Here is a 16,701-nt window from a genome sequence, read left to right on the forward strand (position 1 = left end):
TTATACTCTTGTGTTTGTACCTAAACCATATCAAAGATAAAAAATAGTTTCCAGTTAATTGAAAGGAATCTCTAGTGATTAAAATTTATGATACGATGACGCGTTCGCTCCGTGATTTTGTACCTTTGACAGAAAATGTTGTCAATATGTATGTCTGCGGACCAACAGTTTACAATTACATTCATATCGGAAATGCCCGTTCAGCAGTAGCTTTTGATACTATTCGTCGTTATTTTGAGTATTGTGGCTACACAGTCAACTATATTTCCAACTTTACGGATGTAGATGATAAGATCATCAAGGCAGCCAATGAAGCTGGTATTTCAACTAAGGAATTGTCGGACAAGTTTATCGCGGCCTTTATGGAAGATACCGGACAACTTGGCATCAAACCAGCGACACAAAATCCACGTGTTATTAACTACATGGATGAAATCATTGCATTCGTGTCAACCTTGGTTGACAAAGGATTTGCCTATGTCTCTGAAGGTGATGTTTACTTCCGAGTAGCTAAGTCAAACAACTATGCTAAATTGGCTAACAAGACCTTGGAAGATCTTGAAATTGGTGCAAGCGGACGTACGGATGCTGAAACAGAACGTAAGGAAAATCCTCTAGATTTTGCCCTTTGGAAAGCTGCTAAAGAGGGAGAAGTTTCTTGGGATAGCCCATGGGGACCTGGTCGTCCTGGTTGGCACATCGAATGTTCTGTTATGGCGACTGAAATCCTTGGAGATACTATCGATATTCATGGTGGAGGGGCAGACCTTGAGTTTCCACACCATACCAATGAAATTGCCCAATCCGAAGCCAAAACTGGCAAGACCTTTGCTAACTACTGGATGCATAATGGTTTTGTCAATGTGGATAATGAAAAAATGTCAAAATCCTTGGGTAACTTCGTGACCGTTCATGATATGCTTCAAACGGTTGATGGTCAAGTGCTTCGCTTCTTCCTAGCAACACAACAGTATCGTAAACCAATTAACTTTACAGAAAAAGCTATCCATGATGCTGAAGTCAATCTTAAGTATTTGAAAAATACCCACAGTCTTCCGTTGACAGAACAGGTGAATCAAGCTGAGTTGCAAACTTATCTTGACGCCTTCCAAGAAGCTATGGATGATGATTTTAATACGGCAAACGGAGTGACTGTTCTGTTTGACATGGCTAAATGGATTAATTCAGGCAATTATGATCAAACCGTTAAGGATGCTTTTGAAAAAATGCTCCAAGTCTTCGGTATTGTTTTCGAAGAAGAAGTCCTTGATGAAGATATCGAAAAACTCATTGAAGAGCGTCAAGCGGCGCGTGCCAACAAGGACTTTGCGACAGCAGACCGCATTCGTGATGAGTTAGCTGCTCAAGGTATCAAACTTCTTGATACCAAGGAGGGCGTGAGGTGGACACGTGACTAAACATCTTGATGTCAACCTTATTAATGGTATTGCTCTCGCTTTTGAGGGAGATGCTGTTTATTCCTTGTACATTCGCCGTCACCTGATTTTTCAAGGTCAGACCAAGCCAAACCAACTGCACCGTCTAGCTACACGCTATGTTTCAGCTAAGGCCCAGGCTAGTCTCATTGAAAAAATGCTGGAGCAAGAGCTTTTGACTGAAAAAGAGCTAGACATCTATAAACGAGGTCGTAATGCGAATAGCTATACCAAGGCTAAAAATACAGATGTTATTACCTATAAAATGTCAACAGGCTTCGAAGCAGTCATGGGCTATCTTCATATGACAGAGGATATCGCTCGCTTAGAGGAACTGATTGCTTGGTGTATTGACGAAGTTGAAAAAGAAATCTAAAAATTCTGCCGAGAGCATGATTTTTTGTTTAAAGGCTATAAAAATTGTAACAGTTAGCCAGAGTTTCAAAATTTAGATTATTTGATAATCAAAGTAATTCAGCGTCTTGACAATAAAAAATAAGATGAAACTAATATTTAGCACCTTAAAAATGAGAAAGTTAAGGGGTGTCTGACACGTGTAAAACCCCGATATAATAGCGTTTTTTAATAAAACTAATTTGACAGAAAGTAAAAAAAAGGTCTATAATATTAGTAAATGAGGCCATCTAAAAAATGAGGAGGTGAATGGAAATAGCTAAGAAAAAAGTTTTCTATACAACTTTTGCTGCTTTGATTTTATCTAGCTTTACGCTTCAAACAGGTAAAGCAGATGAAGTTCAGGTAAAACCTGATGAAGCTAAAATAGATTATGTTAATAGTGAGGCACCTGCTCCAGTTGCTCCTCAGGCTGATCTTTCATCAGTAGGAGTTAAGGCAGAGCCAGCGAGTCAAGTAAGTTCAGTAGTGACCTCAACGTCACTGATGGTTGTCTCTTCAAGTGAGACAGATGAGAGGCTTCTTGAGGTGCATTCTCAAGTTGATATCGTGGAGACTAGCGTTTCTACGACGACACCTCATTCAGAAGAGGCTCATGCCCAGGTTTTTGGTGAGGATCGATCAGTAGCGGCATCTGAACGAGGAGATGCAAACCCAACATCTGATTCTGAACAAGCTAAACCAAATATTGTGCTTACTTATGATAAGTCTCGTGAGGCTACAGCGACTGCGGAGTCTCAAGCTGTGACTTCAATGTATAAGAGCGAAAGCACACTATACACATCCGAACTTGCTGGAAATACACATGCAGTTATAGAAAAATCAGAGTATTCTTCACTGGATTCTCATACGACATCTGTAAGTGCGACTCCTACTAGCCAAGCTATTGCAACTTCTGAAGTCGCTTCTGAGTCTGCAAGCACTGCAAGCTCTCTTGCATCTACGGCTCCAGAAACGAGTCAGTTAAATAATAATTCAGAAGATAGCTTAACTGTCCTTACGGTTGGCTGGAAAGATTCATCATCAACTTCTGAGGTCTTTGCAACTTCTGTAGTGGTTTCTATGTTGCAAAGTGAGAGTTTGACCTATTCGTCAGAGGTAACCTTTACGGATGGACTTACTTCAGAAATCTTAGCAACTCCAATCACTTCTGAAGTTTATACCGTTGTTCCAAAACGAGACAGTACTGGAGCGCTTCTTGAAGATCAACCTGCTGTTACAGGGAATACAGATATTCTTTATTTAGCACGTGGTGAAATCTTTAACGTCAACTTTGATGTTAACAAGATGGAAGGTAAGAAGATTAAGGGTCTTAATCTAGTCCTTGATGGCAAACAAATTCATCACAGTTACTTTGTTGAAGGAACTCTGGATGAGGTCAATGCTGGTTTGAGTGCCTACCATTTGGCAGAGCAAACAACTGGTATTCATAAAATGACCTTTGAGTTGATTGATACGAATAACAATATTCATTACCTGACACAAACCTTCAGTGTCTTCAATGAAGGTGAGCGTCCAGTGACACCTGATAGTTACCGTAGGAATCAGTATTCATCAACAACGACTGTACCGGTTACTTATAATACCAGTGCAAATAACTATACTGAAACCGCCAATCATATACAAGCTACGGCTGTTAATGAGTTGGCTGAGACAACTAGAGCGCTAACACAGCAATTGGCAGAACAAATTGCTGAGGTTTTGAGTGGTTGGTCTTCAGCGATTTCTGGAAATAGTTCAACAAGCACAGGTTCAATTGATATCTTCCAAGCAGCTGGTAAAACCATTACTCAAGCTGCGAGAAAGATTGCAGAATCAATCTCAGATCCAGATACAATTGGTAAGCAAGCTTTGGCTGCTGCAACTGTTGTTCTCGTTCTTCTAGTGCTTTATCTAGCAGCAATTACATTTATTTAACATGCTTTGCCCTCGTAAGAGGGCTTTTTTTATGATAGAATTAGCTTATGAAAACAACTAAAGAATCAAGTCTAGACATTGTTTATGGTGTGCATGCCGTAACAGAGAGTCTGGAAGCAAATACTGGAAATAAACTCTATATTCAAGATGATCTTCGAGGGAAAAATGTTGATGCCATTAAGGCTTTGGCAGCTGAAAAGAAGGTGTCTATCTCTTGGACACCTAAGAAAACCTTGTCTGATATGACAGGAGGAGCTGTGCATCAAGGTTTTGTTCTTCGTGTGTCAGAGTTCGCTTATTCTGAGCTCTCAGTTATTATGGATAAGGCTGAACAAGAGGAGAATCCTCTAGTCCTCATTTTAGATGGACTCAACGATCCCCATAACTTTGGATCTATCCTACGTACAGCTGATGCTACTCAGGTGACAGGAGTTATTATTCCTAAGCATCGTGCTGTGGGGGTAACACCTGTCGTTGCCAAGACATCAACAGGGGCAGTGGAACATATTCCCATTGCTCGAGTGACCAATCTTAGCCAAACTCTTGATAAACTTAAAGAAGCAGGCTTCTGGGTATTTGGGACAGATATGGATGGCACACCATCTCATAAATGGAACACAGCTGGGAAGGTTGCCCTTATCATTGGTAATGAAGGCAAGGGAATCTCTGCTAACATCAAGAAGCAAGTGGATGAGATGATTACTATTCCTATGAGTGGTCATGTGCAGAGCCTTAATGCCAGTGTGGCAGCTGCAGTTCTCATGTATGAAGTTTATCGAAACCGATTGTAACTATGAAAAAAAGAATACTTCTAGTTGATGGTTATAATATGATTGCCTTTTGGCAAGAAACCCGTCAACTTTTTAAGACCAATCAGCTTGATCAAGCTCGTGAAACATTGCTTCGTAAGCTTAATCATTATGCTAACTTTGAACATATTGATATTATCTGTGTATTTGATGCTCAGTTTGTTCCAGGGAGCCGTCAGCGTTATGATCAGTATCGTATCAGTGTTATTTTTACTGAGGAAGATGAGACAGCAGATAGCTATATTGAGCGCGCAGCGGCTGAGATGAATACTGTTCAAAATCTAGTTGAAGTGGCAACTAGTGACTTAAATGAACAGTGGGCTATCTTTTCGCAAGGGGCTTTACGTGTTTCGGCGCGTGAGTTGGAAGAGCGTGTCAATACCGTTAAGTCTGACCTAGACAAGATGTCGGCACATATTGACTTAAAGACACCAAAACTACGTCCTTGGGACGATGCACAATTAGGGAAATTACAGGACCTTTTAAATGAAATAGAATAGAGGGATATATGACATTTAATATTTTGACAGATTCCACAGCAGATCTAGATGAAAAATGGGCTCAGGAGAATAAGGTAGAGCTCGTTGGTTTGACCATCACGCTTGATGATATTGCCTATGAGACCGTTGGCCCTAACCGTTTAACGAGTGACCGTCTCTTAGAACGTATGCAAGAAGGCAGTCAGCCAACCACAAGCCAGGTGAATGTTGGTCAATTTGAAGAGGTTTTTCGTCGTCATGCTAAAAATGGTGATGCTCTTCTCTATATTGCCTTCTCATCAGTGCTTTCAGGTACTTATCAAAGTGCTGTTATGGCGCGTGACATGATTTTGGATGAATACCCAGAAGCTATCATTGAGATTGTAGATACCCTGGCGGCAGCAGGTGGGGAAGGTTATCTTTCTATTTTGGCGGCAGAAGCTCGTGACCAAGGTAAGAGCTTATCTGAAACAAAAGCCATGATTGAGGACATTCTGCCACGTTTACGGACCTATTTCTTAGTTGATGATCTCTACCATCTCATGCGTGGGGGTCGCCTTTCTAAAAGCTCAGCTATTATTGGTAGTTTGATTAATATCAAACCCCTTCTTTGGTTGGACGCTTCAGGCAAGTTGGTTCCTCTGGCCAAAATCCGTGGACGTAAAAAAGCCATTAAAGAAATGGTCCTACAAGCTACCCAGGATATTGGACATAGCACAGCAATTGTCGCTTATGCCAATGATATTGAAGCGGCGGAGAATCTAAAAGAACAATTGTTAGCAGTTGACGGCATTGAGCAAGTTCTCATTATGCCACTTGGGCCAGTCATCTCTACTCACGTCGGACCGGATACTTTAGCCGTCTTTACGATTGGTAAAGAAGCTAGATAGAAAAAGTGTCAGATAGGCTTTCCTATCTGATTTTTTTGTTTTCTGAAATGATAGATTAATAGAATATAAAAAGATAATCTATACAAAATGAATGATATATTTGACATAGTGTAAAATAATACTATAATTAATCTAGAAAATGGAGGAAACAAAATGAAAAAGTCACAGAAAAAAGTAGCTAGCACGATGGATGAGCGTGCTCAGTTGATCAGCGGAGAATCTTCTGCTAGAGGTTATTGGATAGCCATGCTTGGTATATTTGTAACGATTATGGTTGCTAGTAAGACCCACTCCATCGAATTAGTGCAGTCACTATTAATCATCACTTTCTTTGGTTCTATGTGCCTAGTATTAGTTCACAGCGTATCACGTAATGGGCATCCATGGTTGCTAGACAAAAAACTTGAGAAGAAGATGCTCATATTATCCTGGGTAATGTGTCTTTTGGGAATTTTTATATCGCTAATGGGCCTTTTAAGTCTATTTCAGTCGTTTAAGATAGGGAAGAATCTTATGAGTAGTGTAGCATTTTTGACATTGGGTTTGACTCTTATTTGTGACTGCTGGGTTATCATTAAAAGAATCAAGAAGAACCGTTTGGAAGAACTAGAAAACGAAGAATAGGATTTTTGAATGAAAAATTTAAAAATGAAGTCAGCTCGTGTAGCAAAGGATCTCACTCAACAAGGCTTGGCAGATGCTATAGGAGTTTCTCGGCAGACCATCTCAGCTATTGAAAAAGGTGATTATAACCCTACTATAAATCTGTGTATTGCTATCTGCAAAACTCTGGACAAAACTTTAGACCAGCTTTTTTGGGAATCTGAGGATTAGTTTGTACTCACTTAGAGGTTATTTAGGCATGATTTCTAGTCTTACACCTTATAAAATGAGAGACTAAAAAAATACAAAAAATAAAAGAAAAACACCTCCAAATGACTTGCCTTGGACGTGTTTTTTTGATATTATGTTAAACGGTATTGTTTACCCCATTTGAAAGGCCCCGGAACCTTCCAAATACTTTTCGATGGGAAGGAACACCCATCACTCGTAAACAAAAATCGAACTATATATAGGAGAAATCATGAACAAAACAACATTTATGGCTAAACCAGGCCAAGTTGAACGTAAATGGTATGTCGTTGACGCAACTGATGTGCCACTTGGACGTCTTTCTGCAGTAGTTGCTAGCGTACTTCGCGGAAAAAACAAACCAACTTTCACACCACACACTGATACAGGTGACTTCGTAATTGTTATCAATGCTGAAAAAGTTAAATTGACTGGTAAAAAAGCAACTGATAAGATCTACTACACTCACTCAATGTACCCAGGTGGATTGAAACAAATCTCAGCAGGTGAACTTCGTTCTAAAAATGCTGTTCGTTTGATCGAAAAATCAGTTAAAGGTATGCTTCCACACAACACTCTTGGACGCGCACAAGGTATGAAATTGAAAGTCTTCGTTGGCGGTGAGCACACTCACGCTGCACAACAACCAGAAGTACTTGATATCTCAGGACTTATCTAATTCTAAGAGGAAAGGAGCACTAATATAATGGCACAAGCACAATATACAGGTACAGGACGCCGTAAAAACGCCGTTGCACGCGTACGTTTGGTTCCAGGTACTGGTAAAATCACTGTTAACAAAAAAGATGTAGAAGAATACATCCCACACGCAGACCTTCGTCTCGTTATCAACCAACCTTTTGCAGTTACTTCAACTGAAGGTTCATACGACGTACACGTTAACGTTGTAGGTGGTGGATACGCTGGTCAATCAGGTGCGATCCGTCACGGTATCGCTCGTGCACTTCTTCAAGTAGATCCAGACTTCCGCGATTCATTGAAACGCGCTGGACTTCTTACTCGTGATGCACGTATGGTTGAACGTAAGAAACCAGGTCTTAAGAAAGCTCGTAAAGCTAGCCAGTTCTCAAAACGTTAATTCGTTGCTGGAAAGCAGAATACAAACGAAAACACTTTGCAGTTTGCAAGGTGTTTTTTGTATAGATTTCTGAAAAGTGTTCAAAATCTTACTAGAGTTTTGTCTTCATCTTGAAATTCTTATAACAATGTGATATATTTATAACAGATAAGATGTGATATATTTATAACACATTAAAAGGAGATGGAGAAAATGAAAATGTCGAAGAACTTAAAGATGATTCTTTATATCGCTAGCGTGCTTATTGTTGTATGTTTAGTATTATTGCTGGGGAATCACCTACCGATTCTAGCGAAAGGTGCTATTATGACGACGGCTTGGCTTCCTTCGTATTTGGTTTGTACGATGGTAACGGTCCTCTCAAAATCAACCTATCAAAAGAAAGAGAAAAACATGTTTGGGATTACTGCAAAATTATATACAGTGCTTGTATTTCTCTCGTCCTCAATCTATACTATTGGAGTTTGGCTTCTAACTCCTGGTTCTTTGATTAAGAATATAATGTTAGGAATTGGATTAAGTGTTCAATTGTTATTAATGTTTTACTTCTTATTCAAGAGGATTAATGAAGAACCCGATGAACGATTTTATAGAAATATTGCAAAGTCTTCTTCCATTTTGTTTACAATAGCAATCTTTATATTATTGGGAATTGCAACATTGATAGCTGTCTGTAAAGTTTTCGTTTTGAATGCTGGATTTCTTTATATTTTGGTGGCTTTTTTACTCTTATTATTTGCCATTACTTACTTTATCACTGAAAAAAGGGGATGAAATATGGCGAAAGAAAGTAAAATAAAGACTAACTTGAAAGAAGTAAGGGAAGCTTATGGTATGACTCAACAAGATTTAGCAGATCAAGTAGGAATACGGAGAGAAACGATTGTTCACTTGGAAAATAACCGCTACAACCCTTCGTTGGAAATGGCTTTAAAAATAGCGCAAGTCTTTAATAAACAAGTGGAAGAACTATTTCGTCTGAAATAAGAGAAGTAAAACAATCGAATTGATTTGTGTATCAGTTTTTGGAAACTTGTTATTCTATGGCGAGGTAGTGGTAAAAGGGAGTATTTTCAAAGGAGTTTTTCGTAATAACATTTTAGTTGAAACGCTTTCAAAAAAATAAGATAATAGTTTATTTTTCAAGAATTTTAACCAATAATAAAACTTTTTAGGTGGAAATACTCTCAAAAATGCTAATATTTCTCTAATCTATTCAATTGTGAGGTCTTGCATATTATGTAGTTATCATACAAAAATGATAAAAGTGAATGAATACATTCATTTGGAGGATGATATTGTTCTGCACTTCAAATTTATTGAAATCAAGAGTTTTTTATCTTCAACAAAGATTATTTGAGGTTTTGAAATAAAAGTTATCATAATAAAGAATGTATATTTTACAAATTATGCTTTTATATATGGATGTTCTTTTGTATTTTAACTTAAGGTAAGCCATAACAAAATGCTCAAAATAACACTAAAATTAAAAATAGTTAATCATAACTATTGGTTAGTATGTTCTAAAAACCCATTATTTGTGCGAATTGTAGGATATATTAAAATTCAAAAAAATTTTTTAAAAAATGTTGACATATCTCTAAATAGTGTTATAATCAATGGGTATCGGGAATACCTGATAAAAAAATAAGTTGTTTATAGAGGAGAATTAATTATGAAAAAAGTATTGCTTACTTCAGCAGCAGTTCTTGCGCTTTTTGCGGCTGCAGCGCCAGCAGTTGCGGATATCAATGGTGGAGCTAACACTCCAGGAGCATATGACCAACCAACAACAGGTGGTGGTGTGAATGATGCCTACAACGCTCAAACAGAATTTGAAAATGCTCGTAAAGTAAATGAATACTTGGCAGGGCATCAAGAAGATATCGATGCTGAAGCAGCTCAAGATCCAGCAGTAGTTGCAGCTAAATCTGAATTTGATGCGGTTGAAGGCGGATCACACCTTTACACTGAAAAGAAAGAAGCTTATGAATCAGCTTTGAATACTGCTCGTAACAACGTTCGTAACCGTTACACTGAAGAACTTCAAAAGAAATGGAATACTGCTTCTAAAAAAGAAGGTAATTACTACATTTTGAATGAAACTCCAGAACAAAAGAACGCTCGTTATGAAGCGGAACATGGAGCTCAAGCAGAAGATAAAACTGCTCCATCACAAGAAGATGTGAAAAAAGCTCAAACTTCAGCAGAAAAAGCTAAAAAAGCAGAAGAAAAATCTAAAGCAGTTAAAGAAAACAAATCAGGTTCTAAAGCAGAAGCAAAAGCTCTTCCAAATACTGCGGCAGTAAAATAATTAGTGATTACTAGTTATTACCAAGAATATCACTGAAGTTAGGCTTCAGTGATATTTTATTATTAATAATAAAATGAAGAGAGAGTAGAGATTTATGAGTAAACGCAATAGTAGCACGAAGATCTTAAATAAAAAATCCTTAAGTATTTTGGCATCCATTCTTGTATTAGGATTAGTGATTATTGGTGGAGTCAAACTTTTTACAGGAAACAATGCTCATTCACTTGGGAATAAGGTTACTCAAGTCAGTAACTATAAACCTACCGATGATGAAAAGAAGTATCTCAAGTCGAAGTTTGATGGTCTTTCTGCAACTAATTCAGATACGATTGCTTATATCTATGCACCAGGCACTCAATTAGATGAGCCTGTTGTACAAACTAAAGATAATTCTACATATCTAGATAAAACTTTCGAAGGAGGTAATAAGCCTCTGTTTGGTACTGTATTCATGGATACAGACAATAAGAAAGATTTTAGTGACCGTTTGACTTGGCTTTTTGGTCACGCTAGAGGAAGTCAGGTAGAAGACCATCGTATGTTTAATGATGTTAACTACTACAGTGATCAGTCGTTTTTTGACAAACACAAGTATGTTGTTGTAGAAACCCCTCAAAGAAAGTATTATTATGAAGCTTTTGCGATGGTTATTGTTCCTGAGGATACAGCTTTCTACCGTACATCATTCAAAGATGATAAGGATTTTAAGGAACAATTAGATATTATCTATGATACGGCTGATGTTAAAAACAAGGATTTGAAGGTTAGTGCTTCAGATAAATACCTCGTTCTTTCGACTTGTCGTGAGGAAGATCCAACGATTCGTGCCAATCTCTACTTGCGTCAAATTCCAGACTCTGAGATGTCTGACTTTGTAGCTAAACATGGAAAAGATTTGGAATACACACCAACACGATAATCATTAACAGAACTCTACTTCTCGTGAAGTAGGGTTTTTATTTTATTTGAACAGAGCTACTGTATTTTTAAAGTTGTTATAAGGGTGAGATGTAACTGTTTGTTAATCTTTTTTATCATTAATGGATCAGTTTTTTTGGTACACTAGTAGTATGAAAAAGGAGAGTGTTATGAAACAGAGCCAAGCTAAAAAGCGTGACAATGCGATGACTAATAAGATTTTGATGGGGTTGATTGCTCTCGTCTTAGGTTTGCTTTTTCTTGAGATTTTAATTGTTCATAGTAAGAATGAACAGCAAAAGAATGCCTCAAACCAGGTACAGACAGCACGTATCATGGCTAATGGGGACTTGCTCTATCATGACGGTCTCTATATGAGTGCCCTTCAGTCAGATGGTAGCTATGATTTCACGGAGAATTTTACTTATGTGAAGCCGTGGTTAAAGCAGGCTGATTTGGTTTTGGGTGATTTCGAGGGAACGATTAATCCTGATTATCCTTTGTCAGGCTATCCTCTGTTTAATGCTCCTCAATCAGTGACAGCAGCTATTAAGGATGCTGGTTATGATGTTATGGATTTGGCCCATAATCATATCTTGGATTCTGGTTTAGAGGGAGCTTTTACAACGGCTGATGCTTTAAAAAAAGTGGGAATTGATCCTATTGGTGTTTACGAAAAGCCGGTGCGAGACAAGGCGCCACTGCTCATCAAGAATGTTAATGGTATCAAAGTTGCAATACTTTCCTATGCTTATGGTTACAATGGCCTAGAGTCGAACTTGACGGATAAAGAGGTTGCAGACCACTTATCGAATTTGGATGAAAAACGTATGAAATCCGAGATTCAGCGTGCCGAAAAAGAAGCGGATATCACGGTTATCATGCCTCAGATGGGTGTTGAATATCGTTTGGAACCGACAGATGAACAGGTTAAACTCTATCATAAGATGATTGATTGGGGTGCTGATATTATCTTTGGAGGTCATCCTCATGTGGTAGAACCTTCTGAGGTGGTTAAAAAGGATGGACAGCAAAAACTTATTATTTACTCAATGGGGAATTTTATCTCAAACCAGCGCATAGAGACTATGGATGGTGTGGATAGTGCAGAGTGGACAGAGAGGGGTGTCTTAATGGATGTCACCCTTGAGAAAAAGAATGGTCAAACCACGATTAAGACTGCTCAAGCACATCCGACTTGGGTTAACCGTACGCCTAAAGGAACAACTTCACCAGAGGGATATCCTTTGTATACTTACCAAACTTATATTTTAGAGGATTTCATTAAGGGTGGTAAATATAGAAATAAACTTGATGAAGAAACCAAAGAGCGTATAGATACTGCATATAAAGAAATGAATGCCCATGTTAATTTAAAATGGAAATAAAGCTAAGATATCGCCTGAATTTGGCGATATTTTTTGTTTATCGACAAGTTACCCACAGACTTATCCACACCTGTGGATAAGTCTGTGGGTAGTGTTGAATCTTGATTTTTCAAGGTTTTAAAAGAAGGAAATTATTTAGGTTGTGAACAAGTTTATCCACAAGTAGTTGGGTCAAAGAGAGGATGTTTTCATAAACGATATTAGTTAAAATTCTCGGAAACATTCGTCTTTTTCAAGAAAAAAGATGCAAATTTCATAAAAAATAGCATTTTTAATCAAAATATGCTAAAATTATACAAAATAAAATGATGGAGGCTTCTCATGAAAGCGATTATTACAGTTGTAGGTAAGGACAAAGCAGGTATTGTTGCGGGTGTTGCGACTAAGGTGGCAGAACTTGGCTTGAATATTGATGATATCTCTCAAACAGTTCTTGATGAATTCTTTACCATGATGGCGGTTGTATCATCGGAAGACAAACAAGATTTTACACACCTACGTGCGGAATTGGAAGCCTTTGGTGAGTCATTGAATGTTAAAATCAACATCCAAAGCTCAGCAATTTTTGATGCTATGCACAACTTGTAAGATAGGAGTAGCTTAAAATGGATATTAAACAGGTCACAGAAACCATTGCCATGATTGAGGAGCAGAACTTTGATGTTCGTACCATTACCATGGGGATTTCACTCCTAGACTGTATCGATTCAGATATCGATAAGGCGGCGGAAAAAGTCTATAACAAGATTGTATCTAAGGCTAAAAATTTGGTAGCTGTTGGTGACGAAATTGCAGCTGAACTTGGTATTCCGATTGTTAATAAACGTGTGTCTGTTACTCCGATCTCAATCATCGGTGCGGCAACAGATGCAACAGACTATGTACCTTTTGCGAAGGCATTAGACCGAGCAGCTAAGGAAATCGGCGTTAACTTTATTGGTGGTTTCTCTGCACTCGTTCAAAAGGGCTATCAAAAAGGTGATGAGATTCTTATTAATTCTATTCCACGTGCGCTTGCAGAGACTGATTTTGTCTGCTTATCTGTCAACATTGGTTCAACAAAGACTGGTATTAACATGACAGCAGTACGTGACATGGGACGTATCATCAAAGAGGCTTCTGAGGCAGATCCAATGGGCCCAGGTAAATTGGTGGTCTTTGCTAATGCGGTTGAAGATAATCCATTTATGGCAGGTGCCTTCCACGGTGTTGGTGAGGCTGATGTTGTAATCAATGTTGGGGTTTCAGGTCCTGGTGTTGTGCAACGTGCAGTTGAGAAAGTTCCAGGTGAAAGTTTCGATGTTCTAGCTGAAACAGTTAAGAAGACCGCCTTCAAAATCACACGTGTTGGTCAGTTAGTTGGTCAAATGGCCAGCGAACGTCTTGGTGTCGAGTTTGGTATTGTAGATTTGTCTCTTGCGCCAACACCAGCAGTTGGTGATTCAGTAGCCCGTGTACTTGAAGCGATGGGTCTTGAAGTTGTTGGTACGCATGGTACTACTGCAGCTCTAGCCCTTCTTAACGACCAAGTTAAAAAAGGCGGTATCATGGCATGTAACCAAGTTGGTGGTTTGTCAGGTGCCTTTATTCCAGTTTCTGAAGATGAAGGTATGATTGCTGCGGTTCAATCTGGTCATATCAACCTTGAAAAATTGGAAGCTATGACAGCTATCTGTTCTGTTGGTCTAGACATGATTGCTATTCCTGCTGATACGCCAGATACAACAATCGCGGCCATGATTGCTGATGAAGCGGCTATCGGTGTCATTAACCAGAAAACAACAGCTGTTCGTATCATTCCTTATGGTAAGGAAGGTGACATGTTGGAACTTGGTGGTCTTCTTGGTTATGCACCAGTAATGAAAGTAAACAAGGCTTCATCGGCTGATTTCATTGCGCGTGGTGGTCAAATCCCAGCTCCTGTTCACAGCTTTAAAAACTAAGTGTATGATAATGCTTTGCCAATTGGTAAGGCATTTTCTGATGGTCTCGTTGGCTAGATAGTCGAGGGGATTTGTGCTATAATGAATTCAAAAATGACGGAAAGAAGGGGTGCTATGAGTAAGGTTAAGTTGTATATTGCGAGACACGGCAAAACGATGTTTAACACCATTGGTCGTGCACAAGGTTGGTCTGATAGCCCTTTGACCCCGTTCGGTGAAGAAGGTATTCGTGAATTGGGAGTAGGTCTGAAAGCAGCAGGTGTCCCTTTCAAGGCCGCATATTCTAGTGATTCAGGTCGAACGATTCAAACTATGGATATCATTTTACGTGAGACGGGTTTAGAAACTATTCCTTATAAACGTGACAAACGTATTCGTGAGTGGTGTTTTGGTAGTTTAGATGGTGGCTATGACGGTGAACTTTTCTACGGTGTGCTACCGAGAACAGATGTTTTTCAAGGTAAGGATTTGCATGAGGTAACTTATCCTGAGCTTGCACAAGGTATCCTTGATGTGGATACGGCTGGTTGGGCAGAGCCTTGGGAAGTGCTCAGAAAACGTATTTTAGAGGGGTTCACAGCTATTGCAGAAAATCTTGAGAGGTCTGGTGGCGGTAATGCTATCGTCGTTAGTCACGGCATGACCATTGCAACCTTTGCTTGGTTAATTGATCCTTCTGTCGAGCATCCTTCATTGGACAACGGTTCGGTTACTGTTGTTGCTTATGAAAATGGTAAATTTACATTAGAAGCACTTGGCGATATGACTTATCGTCAGGTTGGGCGAGAGATAATAGAAAAAGAAAATGGTAAAAAATAACTATCCAAGTCGCCGTCAGGCGAAAAAGCAAACCAACTGGTTTTTGGTTATCAGTAGTGTCTTGATTGCGATGCTTTTGATTGCAGCAGGACTTTATTCAGTATTTGGTGTCAGTCGTACAGTCCAACAAACCAATGGATCGTCAGTAACAAAAAGTAGTAAGCAAGCTACCGATGCGACTCAAAGCAAGGATGCAAAGGGACTACCTGATGTATCGCCTAAAGACTGGCAATTGCTTTTGGTAAATCGAGATAATAAGTCTAAAGAACTTAACCCTGAGATTGCTGATGTCGATGGTGTTTCTGTAGATGCAAGAATTGCTAAGAACGTTAAGGAGTTTTTAGCAGCTGCTCAAGAAATTGATCCAAGTTATCACTTGATATCAGGTTATCGTAGTGTTGCTTATCAGACAGAACTTTATAACAGTTATGTTCAACAGGAAATGGCTGCTGACCCAAGTTTGACGGAGTCTCAGGCGGAGAAAAAGGTTCAAACCTATTCACAACCACCAGGAGCGAGTGAACACCAAACAGGTCTTGCGATTGATATGAGTACTGTAGATAGCTTAAATGAAGCAGATCCAGATACAGTAGCTAAAGTCAAAGAGTTGGCGCCGAAATATGGCTTTGTTCTTCGTTTTCCAGATGGTAAAACATCGTCAACGGGTGTAGGCTACGAGGATTGGCATTTCCGCTATGTTGGTAAAGAGTCAGCAGAGTATATGACTGAACATAATCTTACTTTGGAGGAATATTTGGCATTATTAAAGGAGAAATCTAAGTGAGACGACGTTTTAAACTAAAAGCCTTCATTACCTTAGTTGTTGTTTTTGCTTTAGGTATTCTCTTACCTTTGATTCTTCATGCCTCTACAGCTGATAATGCTCGTGCGGTAAAGGTTGCTTACACACAGCAAGAATTTATTGAGACCTTAGCTCCAACAGCTCAAAAGATGTCTAAAAACTATGGTGTACCTGCGTCTATTCTCCTTAGTCAAGCTGCATATGAGTCAAATTATGGTAGCAGTCTTTTATCTGTTAAATATCATAACATCTACAGTCTCCCTGCTCAGCCAGGTCAAGAACGTATTCGTTTAAAGGATAGTATCTACAGTAAAGGGAAATGGCAATACCAAAAGGTGGATTTTGCAGTTTTTAAGGATTGGTCAAGTTCTATGATGACTTATTTAGAAGAACTTCGCCAAGGAACGTGGGGCGAGTCGACCTATAAAGAGGTGGCAGGAACGACTAGTTATAAAGTTGCGGCAGAAAAACTACAAGCTGCGGGTTTTAGCAGTGATCCAGATTATGCCAAACACCTCATATCTATTATTGAGACCTATCATTTGTCAAAATATGATTGATAAGATTAGAGTGCTTCTGAGGTGCTCTTTTTTAACTTTTCTAGGTCTTAAGATGTATTTT

20 protein-coding genes are annotated in these 16,701 nt (G+C 38.9%); all 20 read left to right on the forward strand.

What is annotated here, in order from left to right; translation table 11 throughout:
- The first annotated feature begins 74 nt into the window (after positions 1 to 74).
- Positions 75 to 1,418 (forward strand): cysteine--tRNA ligase, encoded by a 1,344-nt coding sequence (gene cysS, locus V471_RS03345; RefSeq protein WP_013989932.1) that lies wholly within the window; start codon positions 75 to 77, stop codon positions 1,416 to 1,418.
- Positions 1,411 to 1,812 carry a Mini-ribonuclease 3 gene (locus V471_RS03350; RefSeq protein WP_084871106.1) on the forward strand — a complete coding sequence of 134 codons (402 nt, stop codon included), beginning with the start codon at positions 1,411 to 1,413 and terminating at the stop codon, positions 1,810 to 1,812. The genes cysS and V471_RS03350 overlap by 8 nt, the downstream gene beginning before the upstream one ends.
- A gap of 287 nt (positions 1,813 to 2,099) precedes the next feature.
- On the forward strand, positions 2,100 to 3,767 hold the full coding sequence (locus tag V471_RS03355) for a hypothetical protein (protein ID WP_084871107.1): 1,668 nt from the start codon (positions 2,100 to 2,102) through the stop codon (positions 3,765 to 3,767).
- A gap of 47 nt (positions 3,768 to 3,814) precedes the next feature.
- Positions 3,815 to 4,558, forward strand: a complete 744-nt coding sequence (rlmB, locus tag V471_RS03360; protein WP_002886369.1) for a 23S rRNA (guanosine(2251)-2'-O)-methyltransferase RlmB — start codon at positions 3,815 to 3,817, stop codon at positions 4,556 to 4,558.
- Positions 4,559 to 4,560: 2 nt separating this feature from the next.
- Positions 4,561 to 5,076, forward strand: coding sequence for an NYN domain-containing protein (locus V471_RS03365; RefSeq protein ID WP_002886370.1), 516 nt, complete (start codon positions 4,561 to 4,563; stop codon positions 5,074 to 5,076).
- Between the two features lie 8 nt (positions 5,077 to 5,084).
- Positions 5,085 to 5,945 carry a DegV family protein gene (locus V471_RS03370; protein ID WP_013989934.1) on the forward strand — a complete coding sequence of 287 codons (861 nt, stop codon included), beginning with the start codon at positions 5,085 to 5,087 and terminating at the stop codon, positions 5,943 to 5,945.
- A gap of 153 nt (positions 5,946 to 6,098) precedes the next feature.
- Entirely contained in the window at positions 6,099 to 6,569 is a 471-nt protein-coding gene (locus V471_RS03375) for a hypothetical protein (RefSeq protein ID WP_013989936.1), read from the forward strand.
- A 9-nt stretch (positions 6,570 to 6,578) separates the two neighbouring features.
- Entirely contained in the window at positions 6,579 to 6,779 is a 201-nt protein-coding gene (locus V471_RS03380; RefSeq protein ID WP_002886373.1) for a helix-turn-helix transcriptional regulator, read from the forward strand.
- 250 nt (positions 6,780 to 7,029) lie between these two features.
- The gene (gene rplM, locus V471_RS03385) at positions 7,030 to 7,476 is read left to right on the forward strand and encodes a 50S ribosomal protein L13 (protein ID WP_002886374.1); all 447 of its coding nucleotides are present in this window, start codon (positions 7,030 to 7,032) and stop codon (positions 7,474 to 7,476) included.
- A 27-nt stretch (positions 7,477 to 7,503) separates the two neighbouring features.
- Positions 7,504 to 7,896, forward strand: a complete 393-nt coding sequence (gene rpsI, locus V471_RS03390) for a 30S ribosomal protein S9 (protein WP_002886375.1) — start codon at positions 7,504 to 7,506, stop codon at positions 7,894 to 7,896.
- A gap of 192 nt (positions 7,897 to 8,088) precedes the next feature.
- Positions 8,089 to 8,670 (forward strand): hypothetical protein, encoded by a 582-nt coding sequence (locus V471_RS03395; RefSeq protein ID WP_049529378.1) that lies wholly within the window; start codon positions 8,089 to 8,091, stop codon positions 8,668 to 8,670.
- A gap of 3 nt (positions 8,671 to 8,673) precedes the next feature.
- Complete coding sequence (locus tag V471_RS03400) at positions 8,674 to 8,883, forward strand: helix-turn-helix transcriptional regulator (protein WP_002886384.1); 210 nt, start codon at positions 8,674 to 8,676, stop codon at positions 8,881 to 8,883.
- A gap of 688 nt (positions 8,884 to 9,571) precedes the next feature.
- Positions 9,572 to 10,210: an amylase-binding adhesin AbpA gene (gene abpA, locus V471_RS03405; RefSeq protein ID WP_002886387.1), complete on the forward strand. Its 639-nt coding sequence runs from the start codon at positions 9,572 to 9,574 to the stop codon at positions 10,208 to 10,210.
- A gap of 94 nt (positions 10,211 to 10,304) precedes the next feature.
- Positions 10,305 to 11,129: a class B sortase, LPKTxAVK-specific gene (gene srtB, locus V471_RS03410; RefSeq protein WP_045771751.1), complete on the forward strand. Its 825-nt coding sequence runs from the start codon at positions 10,305 to 10,307 to the stop codon at positions 11,127 to 11,129.
- Positions 11,130 to 11,298: 169 nt separating this feature from the next.
- Positions 11,299 to 12,516: a CapA family protein gene (locus tag V471_RS03415; RefSeq protein WP_049529379.1), complete on the forward strand. Its 1,218-nt coding sequence runs from the start codon at positions 11,299 to 11,301 to the stop codon at positions 12,514 to 12,516.
- A gap of 321 nt (positions 12,517 to 12,837) precedes the next feature.
- Positions 12,838 to 13,104 carry an ACT domain-containing protein gene (locus V471_RS03420; protein WP_003092287.1) on the forward strand — a complete coding sequence of 89 codons (267 nt, stop codon included), beginning with the start codon at positions 12,838 to 12,840 and terminating at the stop codon, positions 13,102 to 13,104.
- Positions 13,105 to 13,121: 17 nt separating this feature from the next.
- A complete protein-coding gene (locus tag V471_RS03425) occupies positions 13,122 to 14,459 on the forward strand; it encodes a PFL family protein (protein ID WP_084871108.1) in 1,338 nt (445 codons plus the stop codon).
- Between the two features lie 114 nt (positions 14,460 to 14,573).
- Positions 14,574 to 15,278, forward strand: a complete 705-nt coding sequence (locus V471_RS03430) for a histidine phosphatase family protein (RefSeq protein ID WP_049529380.1) — start codon at positions 14,574 to 14,576, stop codon at positions 15,276 to 15,278.
- The gene (locus tag V471_RS03435; protein ID WP_049529381.1) at positions 15,265 to 16,062 is read left to right on the forward strand and encodes a M15 family metallopeptidase; all 798 of its coding nucleotides are present in this window, start codon (positions 15,265 to 15,267) and stop codon (positions 16,060 to 16,062) included. Before V471_RS03430 ends, V471_RS03435 begins: the two co-directional genes overlap by 14 nt.
- The gene (locus V471_RS03440; RefSeq protein WP_014633693.1) at positions 16,059 to 16,640 is read left to right on the forward strand and encodes a glycoside hydrolase family 73 protein; all 582 of its coding nucleotides are present in this window, start codon (positions 16,059 to 16,061) and stop codon (positions 16,638 to 16,640) included. The genes V471_RS03435 and V471_RS03440 overlap by 4 nt, the downstream gene beginning before the upstream one ends.
- Positions 16,641 to 16,701: the final 61 nt, after the last annotated feature.

The organism is Streptococcus salivarius, from assembly GCF_002094975.1.
GTDB classification, from domain to species: domain Bacteria; phylum Bacillota; class Bacilli; order Lactobacillales; family Streptococcaceae; genus Streptococcus; species Streptococcus salivarius_D.

What these genes read in the sequence shown, in the direction of transcription:
- V471_RS03435 (WP_049529381.1), top strand. Translation starts at nt 15,265, where the DNA reads ATGGTAAAAAATAACTATCCAAGTCGCCGTCAGGCGAAAAAGCAAACC.
- V471_RS03370 (WP_013989934.1), top strand. Translation starts at nt 5,085, where the DNA reads ATGACATTTAATATTTTGACAGATTCCACAGCAGATCTAGATGAAAAA.
- rplM (WP_002886374.1), top strand. Translation starts at nt 7,030, where the DNA reads ATGAACAAAACAACATTTATGGCTAAACCAGGCCAAGTTGAACGTAAA.
- V471_RS03430 (WP_049529380.1), top strand. Translation starts at nt 14,574, where the DNA reads ATGAGTAAGGTTAAGTTGTATATTGCGAGACACGGCAAAACGATGTTT.
- V471_RS03375 (WP_013989936.1), top strand. Translation starts at nt 6,099, where the DNA reads ATGAAAAAGTCACAGAAAAAAGTAGCTAGCACGATGGATGAGCGTGCT.
- srtB (WP_045771751.1), top strand. Translation starts at nt 10,305, where the DNA reads ATGAGTAAACGCAATAGTAGCACGAAGATCTTAAATAAAAAATCCTTA.
- V471_RS03355 (WP_084871107.1), top strand. Translation starts at nt 2,100, where the DNA reads ATGGAAATAGCTAAGAAAAAAGTTTTCTATACAACTTTTGCTGCTTTG.
- rpsI (WP_002886375.1), top strand. Translation starts at nt 7,504, where the DNA reads ATGGCACAAGCACAATATACAGGTACAGGACGCCGTAAAAACGCCGTT.
- rlmB (WP_002886369.1), top strand. Translation starts at nt 3,815, where the DNA reads ATGAAAACAACTAAAGAATCAAGTCTAGACATTGTTTATGGTGTGCAT.
- V471_RS03425 (WP_084871108.1), top strand. Translation starts at nt 13,122, where the DNA reads ATGGATATTAAACAGGTCACAGAAACCATTGCCATGATTGAGGAGCAG.
- V471_RS03420 (WP_003092287.1), top strand. Translation starts at nt 12,838, where the DNA reads ATGAAAGCGATTATTACAGTTGTAGGTAAGGACAAAGCAGGTATTGTT.
- V471_RS03380 (WP_002886373.1), top strand. Translation starts at nt 6,579, where the DNA reads ATGAAAAATTTAAAAATGAAGTCAGCTCGTGTAGCAAAGGATCTCACT.
- V471_RS03400 (WP_002886384.1), top strand. Translation starts at nt 8,674, where the DNA reads ATGGCGAAAGAAAGTAAAATAAAGACTAACTTGAAAGAAGTAAGGGAA.
- V471_RS03365 (WP_002886370.1), top strand. Translation starts at nt 4,561, where the DNA reads ATGAAAAAAAGAATACTTCTAGTTGATGGTTATAATATGATTGCCTTT.
- abpA (WP_002886387.1), top strand. Translation starts at nt 9,572, where the DNA reads ATGAAAAAAGTATTGCTTACTTCAGCAGCAGTTCTTGCGCTTTTTGCG.
- V471_RS03395 (WP_049529378.1), top strand. Translation starts at nt 8,089, where the DNA reads ATGAAAATGTCGAAGAACTTAAAGATGATTCTTTATATCGCTAGCGTG.
- V471_RS03415 (WP_049529379.1), top strand. Translation starts at nt 11,299, where the DNA reads ATGAAACAGAGCCAAGCTAAAAAGCGTGACAATGCGATGACTAATAAG.